General features: G+C 63.1%; 23 protein-coding genes. 7 read left to right on the top strand and 16 right to left on the bottom strand.

The window, feature by feature from the left end; genetic code table 11:
• Positions 1–4: 4 nt before the first annotated feature.
• The 8 genes from F759_RS0102765 to F759_RS0102730 all read right to left on the bottom strand — a co-directional run bounded on the left by F759_RS0102765 (position 5) and on the right by F759_RS0102730 (position 10732).
• The gene (locus F759_RS0102765; RefSeq protein WP_027798492.1) at positions 5–2269 is read right to left on the bottom strand and encodes an ATP-dependent DNA helicase; all 2265 of its coding nucleotides are present in this window, start codon (positions 2267–2269) and stop codon (positions 5–7) included.
• Complete coding sequence (locus F759_RS0102760; RefSeq protein ID WP_027798491.1) at positions 2266–4080, bottom strand: VRR-NUC domain-containing protein; 1815 nt, start codon at positions 4078–4080, stop codon at positions 2266–2268. The genes F759_RS0102765 and F759_RS0102760 overlap by 4 nt, the downstream gene beginning before the upstream one ends.
• 56 nt (positions 4081–4136) lie before the next feature.
• Positions 4137–4724, bottom strand: coding sequence for a LutC/YkgG family protein (locus tag F759_RS0102755; protein WP_027798490.1), 588 nt, complete (start codon positions 4722–4724; stop codon positions 4137–4139).
• Positions 4711–6102, bottom strand: coding sequence for a lactate utilization protein B (locus F759_RS0102750; RefSeq protein ID WP_027798489.1), 1392 nt, complete (start codon positions 6100–6102; stop codon positions 4711–4713). The genes F759_RS0102755 and F759_RS0102750 overlap by 14 nt, the downstream gene beginning before the upstream one ends.
• Complete coding sequence (locus tag F759_RS0102745) at positions 6099–6842, bottom strand: (Fe-S)-binding protein (protein ID WP_027798488.1); 744 nt, start codon at positions 6840–6842, stop codon at positions 6099–6101. Before F759_RS0102745 ends, F759_RS0102750 begins: the two co-directional genes overlap by 4 nt.
• Positions 6843–7057: 215 nt before the next feature.
• Entirely contained in the window at positions 7058–7786 is a 729-nt protein-coding gene (locus tag F759_RS0102740) for a FadR/GntR family transcriptional regulator (protein ID WP_027798487.1), read from the bottom strand.
• Between the two features lie 146 nt (positions 7787–7932).
• The gene (locus tag F759_RS0102735; RefSeq protein ID WP_027798486.1) at positions 7933–9111 is read right to left on the bottom strand and encodes a pyridoxal phosphate-dependent aminotransferase; all 1179 of its coding nucleotides are present in this window, start codon (positions 9109–9111) and stop codon (positions 7933–7935) included.
• Between the two features lie 139 nt (positions 9112–9250).
• Positions 9251–10732 carry an RNA polymerase factor sigma-54 gene (locus F759_RS0102730; RefSeq protein WP_027798485.1) on the bottom strand — a complete coding sequence of 494 codons (1482 nt, stop codon included), beginning with the start codon at positions 10730–10732 and terminating at the stop codon, positions 9251–9253.
• A gap of 497 nt (positions 10733–11229) precedes the next feature.
• Between F759_RS0102730 and F759_RS0102725 the strand changes: the two genes are divergently transcribed.
• On the top strand, positions 11230–11568 hold the full coding sequence (locus F759_RS0102725) for a BON domain-containing protein (protein WP_027798484.1): 339 nt from the start codon (positions 11230–11232) through the stop codon (positions 11566–11568).
• Positions 11569–11733: 165 nt separating this feature from the next.
• Here F759_RS0102725 and F759_RS0102720 read toward each other — a convergent pair whose 3' ends face one another.
• Positions 11734–12183, bottom strand: coding sequence for a ferritin-like domain-containing protein (locus tag F759_RS0102720; protein WP_027798483.1), 450 nt, complete (start codon positions 12181–12183; stop codon positions 11734–11736).
• A gap of 396 nt (positions 12184–12579) precedes the next feature.
• On the opposite strand from F759_RS0102720, the gene F759_RS0102715 reads away from it, so the two are divergent.
• Positions 12580–12834 carry a hypothetical protein gene (locus F759_RS0102715; RefSeq protein WP_027798482.1) on the top strand — a complete coding sequence of 85 codons (255 nt, stop codon included), beginning with the start codon at positions 12580–12582 and terminating at the stop codon, positions 12832–12834.
• Positions 12835–12933: 99 nt separating this feature from the next.
• On the opposite strand, the gene F759_RS0102710 is transcribed toward F759_RS0102715, so the two are convergent.
• The 5 genes from F759_RS0102710 to F759_RS0102690 form a co-directional block, all read right to left on the bottom strand.
• Complete coding sequence (locus tag F759_RS0102710) at positions 12934–13515, bottom strand: membrane protein (protein WP_027798481.1); 582 nt, start codon at positions 13513–13515, stop codon at positions 12934–12936.
• 78 nt (positions 13516–13593) lie between these two features.
• A complete protein-coding gene (locus F759_RS0102705) occupies positions 13594–13938 on the bottom strand; it encodes a DUF1488 family protein (protein ID WP_027798480.1) in 345 nt (114 codons plus the stop codon).
• Complete coding sequence (locus F759_RS0102700; protein WP_027798479.1) at positions 13935–14501, bottom strand: DUF4142 domain-containing protein; 567 nt, start codon at positions 14499–14501, stop codon at positions 13935–13937. Before F759_RS0102700 ends, F759_RS0102705 begins: the two co-directional genes overlap by 4 nt.
• A 58-nt stretch (positions 14502–14559) precedes the next feature.
• A complete protein-coding gene (locus tag F759_RS0102695; RefSeq protein ID WP_027798478.1) occupies positions 14560–15111 on the bottom strand; it encodes a type 1 glutamine amidotransferase domain-containing protein in 552 nt (183 codons plus the stop codon).
• A 180-nt stretch (positions 15112–15291) separates the two neighbouring features.
• Positions 15292–15636, bottom strand: coding sequence for a hypothetical protein (locus F759_RS0102690; RefSeq protein ID WP_027798477.1), 345 nt, complete (start codon positions 15634–15636; stop codon positions 15292–15294).
• 147 nt (positions 15637–15783) lie between these two features.
• On the opposite strand from F759_RS0102690, the gene F759_RS0102685 reads away from it, so the two are divergent.
• Positions 15784–17124 carry a DNA topoisomerase IB gene (locus F759_RS0102685; protein ID WP_027798476.1) on the top strand — a complete coding sequence of 447 codons (1341 nt, stop codon included), beginning with the start codon at positions 15784–15786 and terminating at the stop codon, positions 17122–17124.
• Between the two features lie 38 nt (positions 17125–17162).
• Here the strand turns inward: F759_RS0102685 and F759_RS0102680 are convergent, their stop codons facing one another.
• The gene (locus F759_RS0102680; RefSeq protein ID WP_027798475.1) at positions 17163–17459 is read right to left on the bottom strand and encodes a hypothetical protein; all 297 of its coding nucleotides are present in this window, start codon (positions 17457–17459) and stop codon (positions 17163–17165) included.
• A gap of 380 nt (positions 17460–17839) precedes the next feature.
• On the opposite strand from F759_RS0102680, the gene F759_RS0102670 reads away from it, so the two are divergent.
• The 4 genes from F759_RS0102670 (at position 17840) to F759_RS0102655 (ending at position 21050) form a co-directional block, all read left to right on the top strand.
• The gene (locus F759_RS0102670) at positions 17840–18355 is read left to right on the top strand and encodes a PRC-barrel domain-containing protein (protein ID WP_027798473.1); all 516 of its coding nucleotides are present in this window, start codon (positions 17840–17842) and stop codon (positions 18353–18355) included.
• A gap of 206 nt (positions 18356–18561) precedes the next feature.
• On the top strand, positions 18562–18981 hold the full coding sequence (locus tag F759_RS0102665) for a DUF3175 domain-containing protein (protein WP_027798472.1): 420 nt from the start codon (positions 18562–18564) through the stop codon (positions 18979–18981).
• Between the two features lie 115 nt (positions 18982–19096).
• The gene (locus F759_RS0102660) at positions 19097–20416 is read left to right on the top strand and encodes a cation:proton antiporter (protein WP_027798471.1); all 1320 of its coding nucleotides are present in this window, start codon (positions 19097–19099) and stop codon (positions 20414–20416) included.
• A 61-nt stretch (positions 20417–20477) separates the two neighbouring features.
• Positions 20478–21050, top strand: a complete 573-nt coding sequence (locus F759_RS0102655) for an FUSC family protein (RefSeq protein WP_027798470.1) — start codon at positions 20478–20480, stop codon at positions 21048–21050.
• 14 nt (positions 21051–21064) lie between these two features.
• Here the strand turns inward: F759_RS0102655 and F759_RS0102650 are convergent, their stop codons facing one another.
• Positions 21065–22069: an AraC family transcriptional regulator gene (locus tag F759_RS0102650; protein WP_027798469.1), complete on the bottom strand. Its 1005-nt coding sequence runs from the start codon at positions 22067–22069 to the stop codon at positions 21065–21067.
• Positions 22070–22110 lie beyond the last annotated feature (41 nt).

Here is a 22110-nt window from a genome sequence, read left to right as displayed (position 1 = left end):
TGAATTATTGAACCTCCCACCAGCCAGGCAACAGGCGGCGCACTTCGGGCCGCCTGTACCTGTCGTCGATCAGATGCACGACGCCCTCATCAAACTCGGTGCGGATCACGCGCCCTGCCGCCTGTACCACTTTCTGCAAACCGGGGTATAGGTACATGTATTCGTAGCCATTGCCGAAGCGGGCTTCCATCGTGCGCCGCATCTGTTCGTTGACTTCGTTCATTTGCGGCAAGCCGAGTGTCGCGATGAAAGCGCCGATCAACTGCTGCCCGACCAGATCGACCCCTTCCGAAAACGCGCCGCCAAGCACCGCGAAACCGACGCCCTGGTTCGCGCCGCGAAACCGCGCGAGGAATGCATCGCGGGCCGCTTCGTCCATGCCTGGCTCTTGCGCCCAGACCGGTAATCCTGGATGGCGCTCGCGCATGAGCGCGACCACTTGCTGCAAGTACTCAAAACTACTTAGGAACCCAAGGTAATTGCCGGGCTGCGCGATGTACTGCTTTGCGATCAGATCGACGATGGGCTCAAGCGAGCGGCCGCGATCGCGCCAGCGCGTCGACACGTTGCCGGCTACACGCACCTGCAACTGCGCCGCGCGAAACGGCCCTTCGACGTCGAGCCATTGGGTTTCCTTCGCAAGCCCGAGCGTATCGCGGTAAAAGTGATGCGGGCTGAGCGTGCCGGAAAACATGACGGTTGTGCGCGCCGCTGCATAACGCGGCGCGAGAAACGGAGCGGGAATCACATTGCGCACGCATAGCGTGCAACTGGTCTTGTCGCGCGGCGCGTGGCGGTCTGTTGTCAGCGTGATGTCGAAAATCGAATGCTCGCCGAACTGCTCCGCGAGCGCAACGAAATGCATCGCGTCGAAGAAAAATCGCAGCGAAGCCTCATCGATCGAGAGCGGCGCTTCGGCCAGTTGATCCGTGACCGCGCCGATCAGGTTTTGTGCGGCCGAAAGCAACTTGCCGGGCACATCCGCATAGACCTGATACGACGCGGATTGCGCGCGCTTGACCGCATTCCATTCGCGCTGCAAGCGTTCGAGCGGCTTGCGCAGGCTGAGCGGCGCGCTCTTGCGCGCGAGCCGCAACGCCGCCTGATCCAGCGACGCCGTGTACATACGGCGTGCACGGTCGAGCAGATTGTGCGCTTCGTCCACTAGCACGCCAATGCGCCACTGGTTGATCTGCGTGAGCGCGTAAAGCATTGCACTGCTGTCGTAGTAGTAATTGTAGTCGCCCACCACCACGTCGGCCCAGCGTGCGAGTTCTTGCGCCAGATAATACGGGCAGACGTCATGCGCGAGCGCTGCTTCGCGCACCGCCGCGCGATCGAGTCGCGGGCCCGCGAGCGCCGTGCTGCGCGCCACGTGGAGCCGGTCGTAGAAACCGCGCGCGAGTGGACACGATTCGCCGTTGCACGCTTTGTCGGGATGCTCGCAGGCTTTGTCGCGCGCAACCAGTTCAAGCGTCCTCAACGGCAAAGGCGCTGCGCTACGGTGAAGCGTTTCGATAGCGTCGAGCGCGAGCGCGCGGCCAGGCGTCTTCGCGGTCAGAAAAAACACGCGATCGATCTGCTCCGCCGCGCATGCCTTCAATAACGGAAAGATCGTGGCGAGCGTCTTGCCGATGCCGGTTGGCGCCTGCGCCATCAGCGGCTTGCCGTCGCGCGCCGCACGATAGACGGACACTGCCAGCTCGCGCTGCCCGCTGCGAAACTGCGCATGCGGAAACTGCAACGCGCCCAGCGCGGCATTGCGCGCGGCACGATGCGCTTCCTCCTGCACGGCCCAATCGAGAAACCGCTCGCATTGCTCGACGAAAAAAATCTCGAGTTCGCGCGCGGTATGCATTTGCGTGAGCAATGTTTCCTTCTGACTGCCGACGTCGAAGTAAACGAGTGCGACCCTCAACTCGGCGAGTCCGCGTGCACGGCACAACAAATGCCCGTACACGAGTGCCTGCGCCCAGTGCAGCGTGCGATGATTTGCTGGCATGCGCTCGAGATCGCCACGATGCGTCTTCACCTCTTCCAGGCGGTTCGCCACCGGATCGTAGCCGTCCGCGCGGCCTCGCACGGTGAGATTGCGATGCGTACCTGTCAGCGTGATTTCGGTTTCATAGCCGCTCGCGCGGCGTCCCGCCACCGTCACGTGGCCCGCCATGCCTTCCAGCGACGTCGGCGCGGGCGTGAACCGCAGATCGAGGTCGCCGCGTCGCGCGGTGAACTCGCACATGGCTCGCACGGCGACGACGTAGCTCATGCGGTACGCTCCGCGTCGAAGGTGGCGTGCTGCGTCGCGTCGACGGTTGGATTCGTGACCGCATGCTCAAGCACTTCGTCGGCCCAACGCACGTCAAGCACGCGTACTGGCATGCCGTGCTGCACGCAGTAACCGAGCCAGCGAATCTGATTGTCCTGCAAGCGATCGCCGGGCCCTTTCACCTCGATCAGTTCATAACGGCGCTCGGCAGGCCAGAAGCGGATCAGATCGGGCAGACCCGAGCGGTTGCCGCGAATGTCGAGCAGCAAACGCTCGAACCACAATTTCAGATGTGCGGCGGGAAGGCAGTCGAGCGCCGTGGTGACAAGTTCGAGCGTAAGCATTCCCCAGAAGACGAACGGCGACTGCACACCAGCCTTGTCACTAAGGTGCCGCAAGATCGTCTCGCGATACGCGCCGCTATCGAGTTGAGCAAGGCACGCGGCAAACTGCCCGGCTCGGCGCGCACGAAAGTCCGGCGCGTGAAGATCGGCGGGACCACGTTGAAACGGATGAAAAAATGCACCCGGAAGTGCCGCGAATACCGGTTCCCAACAGAGCAATCCAAACAGCGAGTTGATCAGTGCATTCTCGACGTAATGCACTGGCGCCGACTCGCACGTCAGATGATCGCGTACGACGTACTCGACCGACTGCGGCGCCTGCGGCCTCGGCAATATCAACATGCTGCGTTCAGCCGCTCGCGCAGCGGACACGGGCACCGCCGCCTCACCGACTTTGCGCCGCAGGCGGGGCAACATGCGCGCAATACGCTGCGCCTCTTCCTCGCCTTCGGGCGACGCTGCGGCTTGCAACGCAAGCGCAAGCGCTGAGTCGAAACGCTCGCTGCGTTCGAGCACGCGCACGCGCCGATGACGCGCGCCCGGCCATGTGCAAACCTCATACACGGCGAGTGCAGCGGCCCACATCTGCCGCCGTTCGCAATACTGGCCGATGCGAAAGATGAGCTTCGCGCGGCGCATTTCGAGCCACGAGTTAGATGCTTCTACTCTTTGAACCCGATCCACAAGTTCATCGATCGCAGAACTTTCTACTTCTGAATTAATCAGCGATCCGAACGTTTCTATCGAATCCAGTTCATCACGACAAGCCTGCAACGCGAGATAGACGTCGACGTCCGCCCGCTGCTGAAACGCACGCGACGAAAGCCCGAATGCCACCTTTTCATACTGGAACACGCCGAGATCGGCGAGCACGAATTCCGACCAACCCTGCTGCAGATTGCCAAAGAACATCAGACGCAGACGCTCGCACAACGGCGCAATGTCGACGCGAAACACGCAATCTATCGTGTGGCGGTGCCATGCGGACAACGGGCGTGCGGTGCCGGCGTCGTTCTCATGCTCATCATGTGCCCGATAAAACGGGCGCAACGCTTCCAGCAAATCGGGCTTGCGCAGACCCCGTGCGCCGGGAATCAATGCAAGCGCATCTGCAAAGATGTCCAGCAATTCGGGGCGCGTGGTGAGCGTGAACAGATCGTCGAGCGTCAGATGCGGCGCGGGGTCGAGCCACCCAAGCGCGGTGATCGGCGCGGCGGCCTGCAATGGGCAGCCGATTTCGTCATAAGAGAGGCGGCTCGCGCGAAATAATGCGCCCTTCCTCATCAGCATCCGGACGAGCAACGCGCGCGACGCCTGCGGCAACAGCGCGAATGTGCCGAGAAAAGCGCGCTCGCTTGCATCGAACAGATCGTCGTAGCGTTGCGCAAGCCATGCAAGCGCACGCTCGAAATTCAGCAGATAGTAAGGGACGCCGGCGAGGGAATCCGGCGGAGCATCGGTTGCCACTAGTTTGCATGACCTGTACGTTTATACAGTGATAATAGCAAACTCCACTGCGGCGGCTATTCAGCGGCCAACCACACCACCGTCAACGACCGCACGCCCTGCGCGCCGCGGATCAACACGCCTTCAATGTCCGCCGTCGCGGATGGTCCGGTGACGAGCGCCGCATAACGGGCGTCGCGGAAGTCATCGCGGCGATAAACGTCCTGCAAGCCGTCGACCAGTTGTGACGGATCGAGCAGAACCACGAGATGCTGGACGATATAACCTAACGCGTTGACCACGTACTCGCGTTCGCTGAACCACACGGAGCCCGTCTCCGCGACACCAAAACGCGCGCGCACCACACCGACGTCGACATCCTGCAACGACGAAGGTTCGGTGTCTGCAGAGAGCGGGCGCGTGCCGCGTACTTCAGCCGTGGCCGACGCGATCGTCGCCGTCGCGCCGAATCGCTCGCGGATCAAGCCTGCCACGTCCGACGCAGCCGCTGCTTCGACGCAGGTGCCGCCCATCGTTTGCAATGCGGACGTAAAGCGTGCGCGCAAATCGCCGCCGACCGCGCTAAACAACGGCACGTCGGGGCGCGGCCGCGCCGCTGGTTGCGCCTGCCGCACCTTGGCGAGAAAAGCCTCACGTGTTGCCATCGCCACCTCCACGGTTTTTCTTGTACCACGCATGAAACGTCTGCTTCGGCGCCTCGGGTAACTCGCGCTGTTTGCCCCAGATATTCAGCGGGTTATAGAGCACGAAGTTCGGCAGCCGCCGCAATGCGCCGCTCATCGACGCGACTGCCGCGCGATACAACGTCGGGCTCGCGAGCAGCCGCCCGGCCATCTTCAACACTTCCTGCTTCACGAACGGCACTTCGTGACGCTCGGCAATCACCGTGCGCCATTTGTAGATCTGCTCGTGAATATTGATCTTCACCGGACACACATTCGTGCAACTGCCGTTGAGCGTGGACGCGAACGGCAGCGCGCTATAGCGCTTCAGATCGAAGGTCGGATTGATGATCGCGCCGATCGGACCGGAGTAAGTGCCGCCATACGAAAGCCCTCCGCTGCGTCGATACACCGGACATGTATTCATGCAGGCGCCGCAGCGGATGCATTTGAGCGAGTACCAGAAGTCCTCCATCGCGAGCCGCTCGGAGCGGCCATGATCGACGAGGATGAAATGCATCTCCGTGCCCGGACGCGGCGCGCGAAAATGCGACGTGTATTGCGTGATCGGCGAACCGAGCGCACTGCGCGAGAGCATGCGAATGAATACACCGAGATCGGAAACCTTCGGAATCAACTTCTCTATACCAATCGACGCGATATGCAAGGGCGGCACATTCGCCGAAAGGTCCGCGTTGCCTTCGTTCGTACACACCACCACCGTGCCCGTCTCTGCAACGGCAAAGTTGCAGCCGGTCATGCCGGCCGTCTTCTCGCGCACGAAATATGGCCGCGTATTCATCCGCTGACTTTCGGCGAGATAGTGAATGTCGCTATTTTGCGGGTCGGTGCCAATGGTTCGGCCGAACAGTTGAGCCACATCGGCGCGCAGCTTGTGGACCGCCGGCACCACCATATGGCTCGGGTCCTGATGATCGAGCTGCTGAATACGCTCGCCCAGATCCGTTTCCATCACCGTGATGCCGCGCGGTTCGAGATACTCGCGCATCTTGCATTCGTCGGTGAGCATCGACTTGCTCTTGACGAGCGTGGTCATGCCGCGCTCCGACATGATCTTGTGTACAAGCGCGTTGTGCTCTTCCGCCGTCGCTGCCCAGTGCACCACGACACCGTTCGCCTCGGCCGCGGCCGCGAACTGTTCGAGGTACGCGGACAAATGCGACAGCGTATGTTCCTTGATGCCGGAGGCCAGTTCGCGCAGTGTCTCCCACTCAGCAATGCCGTGCGCCTGTGCGTCGCGTTTCTCGCGCAAATCCCACAGACGCCTGTCGTGAAACGCAACATGCTCCGTCTTCTTGATGAACTCGCCGGCTGCTGTCGCGTGGTCGATCCGGCTCATGCGCGTGTCCCATTCAGCACTTGTGCAATATGAATGAAGTGCGCGTCCGCCTTCATGCGTTCGGCGCAGCCTTGTTGATGCATCAGACACGACATGTCACCCGATATGATGTATTGCGCGCCCGCGTTCAGATGATCGCGAACCTTGTCCTGCCCCATGCGCACCGAGACGGGCTCCTCGGTCACGGAGAACGTGCCGCCGAAACCGCAGCATTCGTCGGGACGCGCCGGCTTCACAAACTCGATCCCCTTCACGCCCTCAAGCAACGCACGCGGTTTCGAAAACGGCTGGCCCGCCACTTCCGACACCGACGCTTGCTTCAGATGCCGCAACGCGCTGCAACTGTTGTGCAAGCCGACGCGATACGGAAATTCGGCCCATGGAAATTCGCGCGCGCCCACCACATCGTGCAGAAACTCGACGAGCTCATAAGCGCTCGCGCGCACCTTTTTGACTTCGTCCGTCTGGTCGATGGCGGTGAGATGCTCGCGCACGTGGTGAATGCAGCTCGCCGACGGTCCGACGACGTAGTCGTAGCCCGCAAAGTTGCGCGCGAACACCCGCTCCGCGCCGGCCGCTTCCGCATGCGCGCCGCTGTTAGCCATAGGCTGGCCACAACAGGTCTGCTCCTGCGGATAATCGACCTCGATGCCGAAGCGTTCCAGCAATTCGAGCGTGGCGATGCCGACTTCGGGATAGAACGCGTCAATGAAGCAAGGGATAAAGAGGGCGACTTTCATAGGTTCATTGCAGGGATTGAGGCACGCGAGAACGCAGTACGCGAAAGGCGCCGCGAGTCAGACTGGTATTGTTGGTCTGACCAAAATATAAGGAAGTCGCCGCAGCGTGTCAATCGGTAGATCGTCATTGAAAATGCGCGTGCGGCGGCGAAACGGCGTGAACCGCCGCTCCGATTCGATAGCGATGAAGGTGAAACGGAACCTGCAGGCGACGCCTAAAGCTTTGCGGCGTCTTCCTGATAGATCTCGCGCACGAAGGCTAGATGACGTTCAGCCGCCTTGCGTGCCTTTTGCGCATCGCGCGCGATAACGGCGTCGTAAATGGCCTGGTGCTGGCTCATCAACTGCTTTTCCATCGCTTCGTCGTAATCGATCAGCCGATGATATTGACGCATGCCTTCGCGAATCAGCGTGTGGATGCCGTGCATCACATGCGCGAGCGCGACGTTGTGCGTGGAGTCGGCAATCGCAAGGTGGAACGCGGCATCGAGCTCCGCGAGATTGACGCGGTCCTGCGACTGCGAGGCCGCCTTCAATGCCTCGAACGCGCTCCTGATCTTGCGAAGATCGGCGGCGGTCGCGCGCTCGGCGGCATACACCGTCGAAATGGATTCGAGCCCCTGGCGCAACTCCAGAATGTCGGCACTGGTACGCGGGTTTTGCAAAAGCAGTTCGGCGAGCGGGTTCGATATGATCGGCGCCGTGAGATCGACCACCGTAAAACCGCCGCGCCCCGATGTCGCGATATATCCGTCCGACTCGAGCCGGATCAGCGCTTCGCGCAACGAAGGCCGCGACACCGCCAGTTGCGTCGCCAGATCGCGCTCAGCGGGTAACCGGTCGCCCGGCATCAGCGTGCCGTCGGAGATCAATTGCTTGATCTGGTCGGCGACGACGTCAGAGAGCCGTTTGCGCGTGAAGGACTGGATTGGGCGAAAGTGCATGGGCTGCGGCCGGCAAAGCCGTGTGTTCCGGAGGGTTGATTAGCGACGATTTAGCGACAGTTAGCGGCGCGCGAGAGGCGAATGAATTATACCGTCGAGCGGTTCGCATCAAATTAGCGCTGCGAGCACGCACACGTTCACGAGTCTCACCGCGACGGCAACGCCGCCACGAACGCCGCAATCCGTTCGCACGCGGTCGCAAGACGCGCTTCGTCGACGACAAAGCCCAACCGCACGAAACCGTTCGCGGTCTCGCCAAAAGCGCTCGCGTCGAGCACCGACACCCCTTGCGCGCGAAACAGCTGCCAGGTGAAGTCCATCGTATCGAGGCCGGTGCCGCTCACGTCGACCATCATGAACATGCCGGCTTCGGGCAGCAGACAGCGCAATCGCGGAATACGGCTCAAATGCTCGAACACGACGTCGCGGCGGCGCCGGTAGATATCGCGCATCCCGGCGACGATTCGCGCCTTGTCGTGCAACGCCGTCAAGGCGGCCTGCTGGATGAAGCCCGGCAAGCCGTACAGCATGGCGAGCGCGAGCCGTCCCATGTGTTCTATGAGTTGCGCGGGCCCGATTGCCCAGCCGACGCGCCAGCCCGCCATCGCGTGCGACTTGGACAGGCTGCCGAGCGTCACCGTGCGCTCCGCCATCTCGGGCAACGACATGATGCTCACGTGTTCGCGCTCGAACGTGAGATCGGCGTAGACCTCGTCGGACAGCACCCAGAGATCGTGCTCGCATGCGAGCCGCGCGATCCGTTCGAGGTCCGCGCGCGGCATCACGACACCGGTCGGGTTACACGGCGTGGCGAAGAAAACCGCTTTCGTGCGCGGCGTAACCGCGCGTTCGAGCGCATCGCAGTCGAGGTGGAATGCACGCGCGGGGTCGACCGGCACCGGCACGAGCGTCGCACCCGCGGCGCGCACGCAAGCTTCGTAGGTGAGATACATCGGCTCGGGAACGATAACTTCGTCGCCTGCTTCGAGCAGACAAAGCGACGTGGCGAACACGCCGTTTTGCGCGCCCGCCGTGAGGATCACGTTCGCCGCGCTGACCGCGCAAGCGCTCATGCGCGCCTGTTCTTCAGCGATCGCCGCACGCAGCGGATCGCGACCGGACACCGCGCTGTAATGCGTATCGCCGTCGCGCAACGCCTCAATGGCACGCTCGACAATCGGCGCGGGCGTCGCGAAGTCGGGGTCTCCTACGCTCAGCACGATGACGTCCTCGCCCCGCGCGGCGGCTTGCTGCGCCACGCGATGGATTTCCCACGCCGACGTGCGCCTGCCCTGCAACCCTTCTACCCGACTCGAATACTTCATCGCACTCACCCGTTCCTGATTCGACCCGCCAATGTAATGGGGCGTGCGCGAAACGTCCAGATACGAAAAAGCGCCACGTGAGCAGACAGCCTCGCGTGGCGCTCTAAACTGAACCCTGCTTGCAGGGGGCTCGGCAAATTCAAACCTGACGGCGCAACTCTGCCGGCGGCACCTTCATCAGATGACGATACTTCGCGACGGTGCGGCGCGCGACGAGCACGCCCTGATCGGCGAGCATCTTTGCGAGCGTCACGTCGGAAAGCGGATCGCGGGTATTTTCCGCAGCGATCATCTCTTTGAGCAGCGCCCGCACTGCGGCAGCGGAACATGTGCCGCCGCTTTCGGTGCCGAGCTCGCGCGGGAAGAAATGCTTGAACTCGAAAATGCCGCGTGGCGTGGCCATATATTTGTTGCCGGTCGCGCGCGAGATAGTCGATTCGTGCAGACCCAGTTCATCGGCGACATCGCGCAATACCATCGGCTTGAGCGCAATTTCACCGTACTGGAAGAACGCCTTCTGATGCGCGACGATGCATTCGGCCACGCGTTGAATGGTGTCGAAGCGCTGCTGCGCATTCCTGATCAACCAGCGTGCCTCCTGAAGTTGCTGCGCGAGCGGAGAACGGCTTGCCCCCGCCGACTGCGCAAACAACTCGGCATACATGCGGTGGATGCGCGCACGCGGCTGCACCGCTGGGTTGATCGTCACGACCCACTTATTGCGCACCTGACGCACGATGACATCCGGCACGACGTAGTTGTCCTCGGTGCGGCCGTAGCAATTGCCCGGCTTCGGATCGAGCTTGCGCACGAGTGCACAGGCCACCCGCAGTTCTTCCGCAGTACAGCCGATCTGCTTTTGCAGTTCGGCCTGCTCGCGGCGCGCGAGCCGCTCCAGATGATGCTCGACGATCTGCCGCGCGACATCGCGCCCCGGCGTATCCGGGGGCAACGCATTGACCTGAAGAAGCAGGCACTCGGACAGCGAACGCGCGCCGAGGCCGGGCCGATCGAGCGACTGCACGAGGCGCAGCGCCACGAGTAATTCTTCTTCCGTCAACTCCGGTTCGAGGTCGACGCTGTCCGCCAGATCCGCGAGATCCTGGCGCAGATAACCGTCGTCGTCGAGCGCCTCGATGATGAAGCGCGCCACGGCGCGATCGCGGTCGTCGAGGCGATACAGACGCAGTGCGTCGTGCAATTGCTCGCGCAAAGTCGGTTGCGAGCGCGCCCATTCGGCGGGATCGCTGCCGTCGGAGTCGCCGTTCTGGCGTGCCGAGCTGCGGCTGCTGTAGTCGCCGGAAAAATCGCCGGGCATATCGTCGGGACCGCCGCTGTCGAGCGTCTCGCTGGTAACCGCTTCAGCGGGCAACGCGTCGGGCTCGGCTGCCGCGACCGCATCGGTTGGGGGCAGCGCACCGGCTTCTTCGCCCGGGGTCGCGGTTGCGAGCGCGACGTCCTCCGTATCCGACGAGTCGTATTCGAGGAACGGATTCGTATCGAGCGCCGTTCGCAATTCCTGCTGGAACTCCAGAGACGATAGCTGCAAAAGACGCACCGACTGCTGCAGACGCGGCGTAAGTGCAAGAGACTGCCTTGTGCGAAGTTCAATTGAAGGCATCGTGTTGAGGTCCGGTTGAAAACTGAAAGTAGAGAGTGACCTCAATAGAGCAACACCTGTACCAGCTTTTGCAACACGCTGTTTTTGCTGATCTTTGTTTTTCCGGGCCCATCAATTGCGGCGGGGCGCGGGGCCATTTTTACAAGCGACCCGGCAAATTGCGGGTCGCCCGCACCGAGGCCAAAGAGTGCTCAGACGCCGCTTGTATCGCCTATTCATCAGCGGAAAACGCCTCATGGAGCGGCAGGTTACGACCGGCAGCGCGCGCAAAACGCCAACCCGGGCACAGACTTTGCGCTCTGGCAGGACGTGGACGGACGAGTTTCTTTGTATCCGGCGCGAATGCGCGCAACGACTGCGAAGGACCGGCCGGTGTCGATAACGGGCCCTGACGGAACCGTAGCGGCAACGACCCCACGCGAGTCATCGGCGGCTTTCGCCGCGATCGACCGCAGGCAACAAGACCGCAATTTTCATCAACACCCGAAGGAGAAACCATGAAGACGATCCAATTCCTGAAGACTGCCGGCAGCATCGCTTGTGTTGCTTTCGCGCTGAACGCCACCGCGCAAACCAGCGCCTCGGCTCCGTCGGCTTCGTCCGAAACCATTGGCCAGCATTTCGACGACGGCACCATCACCACCAAGGTTAAGGCCGAACTGCTCGGCGCGAAGAATGTGAAGTCCACGCATATCCATGTGAAGACCCGCAAGGGCGTGGTGTGGCTCACAGGCTCGGTGCCTTCCGCCGAGGACAAGACGGCCGCCACAGAGGTCGTTCAAGGCGTGAAGGGTGTGAGCAGCGTGAAGAACCGCCTGAAGATCGCCGCCGAATAAGTTCGTCGAGCCCGGCCTTTCGCGCCGGGCGAAGACGCTGGCAAAGACGCTGGCAAAGACGCTGGCAAAGACGCCGGGCAAATCCGCCCGGCGAAGACAAGGCCGTCCGCATCTGTGCGGACGGCCTCTCTGCCTGAAGCCCGGGGCTAACGCCTGGCTTTTCGGTTAGCTCTTCGCCGCATACTGATCGCGCAGATCGCGAACGCGGTCGTGGTTTTGCAGCACGCCTTGGTATTGCCGCTCGACAATCGCGCGCACATCGGCGGGCAGTTCCTTTTCCAGCGCGTCGTGATAGTTCTTCTTCGCGACGTCCTCGCCCTTTTCCACCTCGACGAGAATCTGATGGTCGCTGCGGTCGGTCACGGCCGATTTCATATCGACCCAGCCGCGATGCAGCGCACCGCTCACACTGCCGCCCGCTTCCGGCTTACCGCCCAAGCGCTGAACCACATCCTGCAACTCGCGTGCGCCGCGCGCGCAATCTTCTGCACGCGTCAGAAACATCGTCTTCAACTGCGTGTCGCGCGCATCTTCGGCTGCCTTGCGAAAGCCCTTTTCACCATCCTTCGAAGTTTCGATGAGATCGTTCAGCACGGAAACAACGTTCGTAGCCATTCAATACCTCCAAGGGTTTCGTTAATCGCGGAATCCGTCGCCGGCAGGCACGCATGCTTCGCGATGCGTCTGCCGCCTGCTTTGTCATCGCCTGCATACGGCAACGGGGTTCGTCGACTACATCGCATGGCGCGTGCCTGGAGCGGCGCTCGGCTCGCGCTCCTCCCATCCGGCGCTTGTAAGGTCTCGATTCTTGCCGGCGCGCGTAAATGTTGCCCGGCGCGGAATGTCCTCATGTGACGCGCGCGCTTGGCGCAGCGCGGCTTTGGCCTTGGCATAGCTGTTGCTCCTGTTGCTTGCCCGCGTAACGCCATGCAGTGCATCAGCTGAAAACTGCACGACGTATCGACGAATTGAAAAGAATGGGCAGGCAATAGCGACAGGGAGAGCAACATCATGAAGACCCGCAGCGCAGAGCTACTGGCCGCCGTCGCGATAGTCACGTCGGCCGCCGTATTGCAGATTCGCGAACACGTAATGCCCCATCAGGGTATTGCGGCAAGCACGCGCGACAGCGTGCAAACCGCGCCTTCCTCGTGCGAAGGTTCGTCCAACGGCATGATGCCGGCCTCATGCGAACCCACACGCGATGAACGTTCCGCAGAGCATGCGCCGCTGCCGCGACGCGGCGCATCGCGTATCTGGGTATGACGATGTAGCGAGCCCCCGGCGCGCTGTTCGATGCCCGCAAAAGAGAACGGGCCCGACATAGATCGGGCCCTTGCCGCTTTACCTGCGCCTACTACTGCATCACGCGCGCTTTTCGCTGTACTCGTTGAGCGGAACGGGCTTCTTCAGCGGGTCGAAGTCGGCCCAGCGGCCCTGTTGCCAGCGGCCGGTCGCGCGTTCGATCGACACGCCCCCTGCTTCGCGCAACACGCGCGCGGCTTCGAGCTGGTTATCGGGCGATACATGTACCGCGACCAGTACACCCGAATCACGCGCCTCTTCGTGAAACGGCGTGCGGCGCGCGGCGTCACCGGTATCGCGCGTGCGCCACATCGCACCGGCGAGCGAGCCGATATAAGCGCCGACGCCCGCGGCTATCACCGAAACCAGCAGCGGCGCGGAGAATGCCGCGAAAATGCCGACGCCGATGATCGCGCCCGCTACCGCGCCGATCGTCACGCCGAGACCGGCGCCTTTGGGCGCGCCCTTCGCACCGGCATCGGTGTCCGTATCGCCGCCAATTGGAAAGCGCGCATGCTGGCCGCGCGGATTGACGAAGAAGAGTGTGACGTCTTCCTCGACGAAGCCTGCATTGAAAAGCTTTTGCGCCGCTTCTTCGGCGGCAGGGAAAGTCGTAAAGCGTGCTGCGACGATGAGTGACATGAGGCCTCCTTGCATCGTGAGAGCGTTTTTACGGACGACGCCCGCGAGTCGCGGTGCGTCTTCAGAAGAGCGAAGGCGCTAGACCGCCGTACCGCGGTCGGGCTCCATGCCTTCCACTCTGAACAATCCGCTATGCAAGACCACACCCTCGCCGTTGTTCTGATCGAGCGCCTCGGCGCACACCGAACGGATCCGGTTGCGGCCCTTGTCGAACGCCTCCATCAACGCGCTTTCAAGCGGCGAGCCGGCGCCGAAGTGATCTTCCAGCGCCTCCACCGTAATAGCGCAGACAACCGGCTCGCCGTCCACGCTCGCCATGAAGCGAACCATCAGGTTCGCGCCGTCGAAGGTCGGCTTGTCGTCGGAAAAAGTGATCTGCATAAGGGAATCCTCATAGGCAGGCCGCGGCAGGATTGCGTTCATGATGACGAACCCTTCATTGCGCCGGCGAGCTGCTGCGCCATTTCCAGATGATGCTTGATGATCGGCAGTGCACGCGCGGCCGCGGCCTTCAGTTGCGAGTCGGTGCCGCTCTGGCTCTCCTGCTGGAACAGATCGACCGCGCGCTGATGCGCCTCGAGCCCGAGCTGCTCCATATAAGCTTCGTCGAACTGCTGACCTTTGAGCGTTTGCAGCTTGCCGACAAGCGCGGAGTCGGCCGACGGCGTCGTGGCAAGTCCCTTCTTCGCCGCGAGCGCCGCCATGCTGCGCGAGAGTTTCGTGTGATCGGCGATCATCTGCTGTGCAAATTTCTTCACACGCGGATCGCGCGAATTCTTCAGCGCGATCCTGCTCGCCGCGATTTCAGTGGCGTCGGACTTCGAAGCGTCCTGAATGAACTGCTGGTCTGCGGGCGAGAGCTTCGTGCCGCCGGCGGGCGCATCGCTCGCGGGGGCGTCGCTTGCCTGCGCATAGACTGCGCCGGGCGACGCCACGCAAAGACCTAGCGCGACAGTGATCGCTTGTAGGGAATACCGTAGTTTCATGCTTTTTCTCCCTTGCTTGACTGAGTCGCCGGCGCCACGCATTCGCCACTCGCGCCGCTCATGCGGCCTTGCGTTTCGACAATTGCCCGATCAACGCCTTGTTGAATGCGGGGATGTCGTCGGGCTTGCGGCTCGAAATCAGATTGCTGTCTTCGACTACTTCCTGATCGACCCATGTGCCGCCCGCATTCCGGATGTCGTCTTGCAGACTCGGCCAGCTCGTCACCGTGCGACCCTTGATGATTCCCGCCGATACGGGCAGCCACGTGCCGTGGCAAATCACCGCGATCGGCTTCTTCGCGCTGTCGGCCGCTTTCACGAATGCCTGCGCTTGCGGCAACAGACGGATCGCGTCGCCGTTCACTACGCCTCCCGGCAGGACGACGGCGTCGTAGTCGTCCGCGCTTGCCTTGTCGAAAGTCGAATCGACGTCGACCGCGTCGCCTTTATCGACATGCTTGAAGCCCTGAATCTTGCCAGGCTTCGCTGAAATCACGTGTACGGTCGCGCCGGCTTCGGCAAGCGCGCGTTTCGGCTCGACCAGTTCCGCCTGTTCGAAACCATCCACCGCGAGGACCGCGACCTTCAGACCCTCCAGGCTGTTTGCCATGCGTTCTCTCCTTCGTTCAATTGCTGGGCCGCGCACGCTGTGCGCGAGCGTCCCTTCGTCATTGATTACCAGATTGCGGCAGCAAGGCATGTGCCTGCTGCGTACGATCGCCGCAACGCCCTTGCCGTGCGGCCCGCGCGGGCGGGCTTTGCGGTAAGCGCGCGCCGAAGCGGAAGCGGTTCAAAGACCGCTCGGATCCTCGTCGAGACCATCGTCCTCGTCGGCGGTTGGCGGCGTCACGATGCGATCCGGTTCGATGTCGCGATCGGGGTCGAGCGTCGAATCGCCGTCGGCCGCAGCGCGCTCGCCGGTGCCCGCGCGGTCCGTGTCGCTGCCGAGCTCCGTCTCGCCCGCTTCGAGCGCGTGATTGTCGAGCTCGGTGTCGACGTCGAACTCGTGACGCTTCGCGCCGGCGACGTCGCTGCCGCTATCGGACGAATCGCTCGGTCCCAACGCGCCCGTCGTGCCTGACGTTTGTTTGACGACCTGTTGCGGCTCTTCGTCGGGGTTCAGCGTGCTGCTCATGGCGCTCTCCTTTGCTGGGTTGATACGTATGACGTTCATCGCAAGGACCGTTCCCCCCTCGATTGCGCGAACATTGCCGGGCATTGCCTTTGCTTCGGGCCATCACTGGCGCAACGCGCTTCACGCTTGAAAGTTCTACCTGCAAAGATGGCTATGACAACCAGCACAACCCACAACGGTCATGCATCGACCGACGACAGCGCGAAGCAGCCCGCGACAGCCTCGATGCCGCCCGGCCTGCACCATGCCGACGACAGCAAGCCGGGCTACACGCGCAAGCGCGAGAAAGACGGCTTCGCGTATTTCGACGTGCAGGGAAAGCGCATTGAAGACGAAGCGGAAATCCAGCGCATCAACTCGCTCGCCATTCCGCCCGCCTACGAAGACGTATGGATCTGTCCGGACCCGCGCGGCCATATTCAGGCGACGGGCCGCGACACGCGCGGTCGCAAGCAATACCGTTATCACCCGCGCTGGCGCGAAACGCGCGACGCGGACAAATACGAACGCATGGCGGAATTCGCACGGGCATTACCGAGAATTCGCGCGCGCGTCGCCCGCGATCTCGAACTGCCCGGCATGCCGTGCGACAAAGTGATCGCAGCGGTCGTGCGGCTGCTCGATACGACGCTGGTTCGCATCGGCAGTGTCGAATACGCGCGTGAAAACCAGTCGTACGGCTTGACGACGTTGCGCAAGAAACACGTCAAGGTCGAAGCGGGACAGTTGCGTTTCAGGTTTCGCGGCAAGAGCGGCATCGAACACGACGTGACGGTCGACGACCCGCGCGTGAAGCGCATCGTGCGGCGCTGTGCGGAACTGCCGGGTCACGACCTGTTCCAGTATCTCGACGAAGACGGCACGCGCCGCACCGTAGGCTCGGCCGACATCAACGACTATCTGCGCCGCGCGAGCGGCGCCGACTTCACTGCGAAGGACTATCGAACGTGGGCGGGCAGCGTCTACGCGTTGGCGACGCTGCGGCGCCTCGTGTGCGGCAGCGCCGCCGAAGCGCGGCATCATATCGTCGCGACCGTGAAGGAAGTGGCGGGCTTGCTGCGCAACACACCCGCGGTGTGCCGGCGCTGCTACATTCATCCGGCGGTTATCAGCGCGTTCGAGGCCGACGAGTTGCAGAGCCTGCCGCCTGGCCAGTCGCGTCGCGGTCTGAAAGTGGACGAGGTGGCGTTCGCCGCGTTGCTCGCGCATGCGGAGAAACGCGCCGCCAGGCTCGCGCGTCAGGCCGGCGCGAAGGGCCGCAGGCTGCGCGAAACGGATACCGCCAATAGCATCAACGGTTCCATTACGACGCTCCTGAAGAAATCGCGCACGATTCGCAAGCAAGCGAACAAGGCGGCAGCGAATGCCGCTGCAAAAGGCGGCAGTGACGCCCGCAATAAAGCCAGCGCCAAAGCCAGCGCGCGAACCGCGCGGCCATCCGCGAAGCCGCGCGCAGCGCAGCGCGCGGAAAAACCAGCGGTCCGTTAGCGTCGCGCCTATGCACGCCTGTTATTTCGGGTAACGAATCAAATTTCTTCTTCGAATGCGGCCATCACGAGCCAGACGTCGCGCTCGCCGTCGCGGATTTCCGCGGCGAGCGCATACGGGTCGCCGGGATCGCAAACTCGCGCGAGCGCTTCATGTGCGACTTCCCCGTTGGCGAACACGCGCTCCGTCAACGGCCTGACTTCCTGCTTGCCTTCGAACATCCGCTGATTTCTGCGATACACGAGCGGCTGCGATTTCCAGTCGCGAAAACACTCGCGTACGTGCTTGAAATCCCCGCCGCAAATGTTCGACTGATAGTGAATTCGTTGGGTCATGATCGTATCTCCCGCGATGCGCCGACGTGTGCTTCGGCGCATCGATACAGCGCGGCGCCGATATCCGCCGCATTCATGATGCTCAACCGTCGTCGAGCAATCGATATGCCGCCTGAGCTTTCTTTCCGGCCCCTCTGCAAGCGTTGCATGGGCGCAGGAATTTCAATCGCGCACGCATCCTTTACGCAGCTACGGCACGCTTGCAGGCACGCGTCGACACCCTGCGGCGAGCGTGTCCGCGCTTCGCGCAGCCGCCCTGTGCGCGCATTCGGGCCCTGCGCCGACGCTTTCCGCGACGCGCCACGCGCGGCGGCGAAACCGGTCGAGGAACGGACGTTGCTGCACTGGTCGTCACCCCTAACCTGCAAAGGAGGCACATCATGGTCATGCAAAGTCAGACGCAAGGCACGGAAGGTGCACGCATCGTCGGTAAAGGCAGCGCGACGGCGGACGGCCCCGGCCCGGACGTGATGGCGGCAGACACGCTCGACGACAACAGAGTGCTCAGCAGCGACGGCGAGGATATCGGCAAGATCAAGGACATCATGCTCGACGTGGGCTCGGGCCGCATCGCGTATGCGGTGCTGTCGAGCGGCGGCTTTCTCGGCATCGGCGACAAACTGCTTGCGATTCCGTGGCGCGCGCTCACGCTCGATACCGAGCAGAAGTGCTTCGTGCTCAACATGACAGCGGAGCGCGTGAAAAACGCACCCGGCTTCGACAAGGACCATTGGCCGTCGATGGCGGACCAGACGTGGGCCACATCCGTGCACCAGTACTACGGCAGCGAGCCGTACTGGAGCCGCGACCGGTTCGATATGCGCGATGACGCGGGCGTGGGCGATATTCCGGCGGGTTCGTCGGACGCGCCTGAAGCCGGTGGAGTCAAGCTGTAATCGGCGATCCGCGGCGAACGCGTGAAGCCGTTCGCGCTGCACGCGGCGTCCTGATGACGATGCGCCGGCACGCCGCCATCGCGGCGGCCGGCGCGTTCGACTTTCAGGGCGTGTGATTTTCAGCGTGCGAATAGCGTCGCGAATCCCCAGTGAACGCGCGAGCAGGAGCCCTGCAACCTCAACTCAAAAAAACGGAGGCGGCGCTGATGGCGGCCAGAAAAACGACCAGCAAATCGACGCGCAAATCGAGGCGCTCGCCGGCGCGCGGCAAGTCGGGACGGCCGCCGCGTCAGCGCCATGCGCAAGCTCATGCGGCGCAGCATAAGAAGGCGTCGCGCACAGGCGGCAAGAGTTCGCGCAAGTGGTCGCATCATGTGATGGAAACCAGCGACGCGATGGATCTCGAACGGGACATCTTCAAAACGGGCAACGCCGAAGAGATCGCGCAATCGCTGAAACAGTCGTCGACCAGAAGCCGCCGCCGCAAAGGCACGCCGTTCCAATCGGCGATGTCGATGCTCAACTTCTACATCAACCGCGCGGGCAAAAATCTGCCGAAAACTCGCCGCGCAACGCTGGAGCAAGCGAAGCGCAAGCTGCGCGAAGCGTTCGGACGCACGCCGTAACTGCATTGATGCGTGCTGTTATGGACTGGCTTTAGCCACCTGACGCGTCCGGCTCCGCACCCATCCACCCCGGCTTCGCATGCGCCGCCCGCATGCCGGCCTTAACCGGATGAACATGCACGAGACCTTGTGGTTCCTTATCGTCGGCGCGGTGCTCGTATTCATGGGCTTGGCCGCGACCACCCTGCGCCGTCTGCCCGTCAGCGCGGCCATGTTCTACGTTGCGCTCGGGTATGCGCTCGGGCCACCCGGCTTCGATCTGCTGCACCTCGACATGGTCGCCGACGCGCATCTGCTGCGCACCGTCACCGAAATCGCCCTGCTGGTGTCGCTGTTCGCCATCGGACTGCGTTTGCGCGTGGGCGTGTTCGACAAACTGTGGATGGTGCCGTTGCGTCTCGGCTTTCTCGCGATGCTGGCAACTGTGCCGCTCCTCGCCCTCTTCTGCGTGTACGTGCTGCATCTTGGCTGGGGACCGGCCATCTTGCTGGCCGCGATTCTCGCCCCGACCGACCCGGTGCTGGCCCACGACGTCCAGGTGCACGACCCCGGCGATCACGACCTGCTGCGCTTCGCGCTTTCCGGCGAAGGCGGCCTGAACGACGGCATTGCGTTGCCGTTCGCGATGGTGGGTCTCGCGTTTTGTGCGACGCATGGAGCCGACGCCGGCGACGTGCTCGATCTGAAGCTCGCCGGCGCCGTCGTGTGGGGCGTGCTGGGGGCGCTCGCCATCGGCGGGCTGCTCGGCTGGGTCACGACGCACGCGGTCGCGTGGCTGCGCACGCACTATGCGCACGCGCTCGGCCTCGAAGGCTTCTTTGCACTCGGCCTGATCGGCTTGTCGTTCGGCGCGGCGCAGTTTGCACAGACTTACGGCTTTCTCGCCGTGTTCGCGGCGGGCGTATCGATGCGTCGTGTCGAATATCGGGCGAGCGGCGGAGCCTCGCCGCGCGAAACCATCGGCACCGTCGATTCGGAAGACGTCGACGCCACCGCGTCCGATCCGGAGAAAGCGCACGCATTCATGACGGAATCTGTATTGGGCTTCACGATCGAGCTCGAACGCATCGCGGAAGTGATCATCATGGCAACCGTCGGCAACGTGCTCGCCACGCTGAACGCACCGCTTTTCACGTGGCACGCGCTCGCGCTCATCGTGGCGCTGTTCGTTTTCGTGCGGCCCGCGTCGGTCGAATTGTCGTTGCTCGGCTCGGACGCCGCGCCAACGCAAAGGCGCCTGATGAGTTGGTTCGGCATTCGCGGCGTGGGTTCGTTCTACTATCTGGCTTACTCGCTCGAACACGGCCCGGCTGCCGATATCAAGCCGCTCGTGCCGCTTGCGCTCGCGGTCGTCACGGCGTCGGTGGTGATCCACGGCGTGTCGGCAACGCCGCTGATGAACCGCTACCGCCGGCTGCGTCATAGCGAAAGCTAGACTACTTGGCCTGTTCGCTGCCTTTGCAGCCGCTGCCGCTTTTTTTGGACCTCGCGATTCGATGACGCCTTCCGACGATCCAGCAGGAACGACACGCGCGAGCGCCGGCGAATCGCTTTTCGCGTTCCTCAAAGCGCTGCCGCTTGCCGAGCGGCTGACCGAAGGCAGTGTGATGGCGTTTCAGGCGGTGGCGGGCGCGAGCCTCGCGTTCGGCATCGGCCGGGTGCTGCATACGGAGCAGGCGTTCTGGGCGGCGATCACTGCGATTGCAGTCAGCCAGCACAGCTATATCGACACGCGCAAGCTGTCGCGCGACCAGTTCATCGGCGCGATGGCCGGCGGCCTATGCGGACTTGCCGGCGCGACGCTCGGCCACGGCTATTTTGCGGCCTATGCGGCGACGGTGGCGGCGGCCATTGTCATCTGCTGGATCGTCAACGTGGGAAGCGCGGCGCGGCTCGGCGGCATCACCGCGACCATCATGCTGCTGGTTCCGGGCATCGGTTCGGCGTGGGACACGGCCTTGTTGCGGCTCGGCGAAGTCACGCTCGGCACCGTTTGCGCGCTGCTGGTCGCGTGGCTGATGTCGCGCGCAGAACGGCATGGGTTCGGCACGCGCGGCAAGGCGCGCTGAGCGCATCGCCCGCTTCATGCAGTCCTGGCCGCCGCGCTTTGCTGTGGACCGCGCCGGTAGCGCCCCGGCGTCACGCCGACGCTTTGCTGAAACGCCTTGCCGAACGCGGCTTCCGATTGATACCCCACTGCTTCGCCGATTTCCGCCGCGCTGCGCTGCGTGCGGCGCAGCAGGTCGCAAGCAATCGTCATGCGGACCTGTGTGAGGAAATCCATCACGGTCATGCCGGCGCGTTCGTTAAAGCGCCGCGCGTAAGTGGCACGCGACATCGCCGCGAGTTCGCCTAGTTCGGCGATGGTCCACGCTCGCTGCGGCGCGCTCAGCATGCTCTGCACCGACGTCGCAAGACGCGCGTCGGCGAGCAGCGCCAACATGCCGGGCGTCGAATCGGCCCGCTCGCCGTGCACGCGCAACGCCATTGCAAAGAGCGCCTGGCTCAGCGCCGTGACGATGGCGAGCGCGCCCGGCCGGCGTTGGCCGGCTTCGTCGCGCATCAAAGCGATCAGCGTGTGCAAGGGCGCAAGCGCGCGGGCGCTGCCGAGCGAGACATGGAACGGATCGGGCAGCGCATTCAGCAGCAATGCCGACGAACCCGGCGTGTAGACGAAGCGGCCGCAGAGCAGGTCGAGGTCGGTGGAGGCGGAGGCGGCTTCGCTCGCCGGTTCGCCGTCGACTCGATCGCCGCCTGTCGCTTTGCCGGCGCGCAGGCCGTCGTTTCGCCTGACCGGCAGCAGCCCGTCGTGACTCATTACCAGCGGCGCGCTCGCGGCGCCGAGTTCGACATCCCTCACGCGATGCGCCGCACCGCGCGGAAACAACATGAAATCGCCGGCCTGTAAGCGCACTTGCGCGCCGTCCGCCAGTTCGATGACGCACTCGCCCGCGAGAACGAGATGAAACGGCGCTATGCCCGGCTCCATCGGCGGATGATCGACGTCGAACGCGCCGCTCAACAGGCAGCGCAAATCGAGGCTGGCCTGCGGCCGGGCAAGGTCGAGCAATCGGCTAAGCGTATCCATGAGACGTTCGCGCTAAAAATTGAGCGAATCGAGTATTCAGG

Source organism: Paraburkholderia dilworthii, from assembly GCF_000472525.1.
Lineage (GTDB): Bacteria > Pseudomonadota > Gammaproteobacteria > Burkholderiales > Burkholderiaceae > Paraburkholderia > Paraburkholderia dilworthii.
This window is presented reverse-complemented; position numbering and strand designations above follow the sequence as displayed.

Bases quoted from the DNA above. Each gene is read 5' to 3' on its own strand.
- F759_RS0102710 (WP_027798481.1), bottom strand. From the start codon at position 13,515: ATGTCACTCATCGTCGCAGCACGCTTTACGACTTTCCCTGCCGCCGAA.
- F759_RS0102730 (WP_027798485.1), bottom strand. From the start codon at position 10,732: ATGCCTTCAATTGAACTTCGCACAAGGCAGTCTCTTGCACTTACGCCG.
- F759_RS0102755 (WP_027798490.1), bottom strand. From the start codon at position 4,724: ATGGCAACACGTGAGGCTTTTCTCGCCAAGGTGCGGCAGGCGCAACCA.
- F759_RS0102705 (WP_027798480.1), bottom strand. From the start codon at position 13,938: ATGAACGCAATCCTGCCGCGGCCTGCCTATGAGGATTCCCTTATGCAG.
- F759_RS0102680 (WP_027798475.1), bottom strand. From the start codon at position 17,459: ATGACCCAACGAATTCACTATCAGTCGAACATTTGCGGCGGGGATTTC.
- F759_RS0102725 (WP_027798484.1), top strand. From the start codon at position 11,230: ATGAAGACGATCCAATTCCTGAAGACTGCCGGCAGCATCGCTTGTGTT.
- F759_RS0102720 (WP_027798483.1), bottom strand. From the start codon at position 12,183: ATGGCTACGAACGTTGTTTCCGTGCTGAACGATCTCATCGAAACTTCG.
- F759_RS0102750 (WP_027798489.1), bottom strand. From the start codon at position 6,102: ATGAGCCGGATCGACCACGCGACAGCAGCCGGCGAGTTCATCAAGAAG.
- F759_RS0102660 (WP_027798471.1), top strand. From the start codon at position 19,097: ATGCACGAGACCTTGTGGTTCCTTATCGTCGGCGCGGTGCTCGTATTC.
- F759_RS0102695 (WP_027798478.1), bottom strand. From the start codon at position 15,111: ATGGCAAACAGCCTGGAGGGTCTGAAGGTCGCGGTCCTCGCGGTGGAT.
- F759_RS0102700 (WP_027798479.1), bottom strand. From the start codon at position 14,501: ATGAAACTACGGTATTCCCTACAAGCGATCACTGTCGCGCTAGGTCTT.
- F759_RS0102650 (WP_027798469.1), bottom strand. From the start codon at position 22,069: ATGGATACGCTTAGCCGATTGCTCGACCTTGCCCGGCCGCAGGCCAGC.
- F759_RS0102715 (WP_027798482.1), top strand. From the start codon at position 12,580: ATGAAGACCCGCAGCGCAGAGCTACTGGCCGCCGTCGCGATAGTCACG.
- F759_RS0102740 (WP_027798487.1), bottom strand. From the start codon at position 7,786: ATGCACTTTCGCCCAATCCAGTCCTTCACGCGCAAACGGCTCTCTGAC.
- F759_RS0102685 (WP_027798476.1), top strand. From the start codon at position 15,784: ATGGCTATGACAACCAGCACAACCCACAACGGTCATGCATCGACCGAC.
- F759_RS0102735 (WP_027798486.1), bottom strand. From the start codon at position 9,111: ATGAAGTATTCGAGTCGGGTAGAAGGGTTGCAGGGCAGGCGCACGTCG.
- F759_RS0102655 (WP_027798470.1), top strand. From the start codon at position 20,478: ATGACGCCTTCCGACGATCCAGCAGGAACGACACGCGCGAGCGCCGGC.
- F759_RS0102690 (WP_027798477.1), bottom strand. From the start codon at position 15,636: ATGAGCAGCACGCTGAACCCCGACGAAGAGCCGCAACAGGTCGTCAAA.
- F759_RS0102745 (WP_027798488.1), bottom strand. From the start codon at position 6,842: ATGAAAGTCGCCCTCTTTATCCCTTGCTTCATTGACGCGTTCTATCCC.
- F759_RS0102665 (WP_027798472.1), top strand. From the start codon at position 18,562: ATGGCGGCCAGAAAAACGACCAGCAAATCGACGCGCAAATCGAGGCGC.
- F759_RS0102670 (WP_027798473.1), top strand. From the start codon at position 17,840: ATGGTCATGCAAAGTCAGACGCAAGGCACGGAAGGTGCACGCATCGTC.
- F759_RS0102765 (WP_027798492.1), bottom strand. From the start codon at position 2,269: ATGAGCTACGTCGTCGCCGTGCGAGCCATGTGCGAGTTCACCGCGCGA.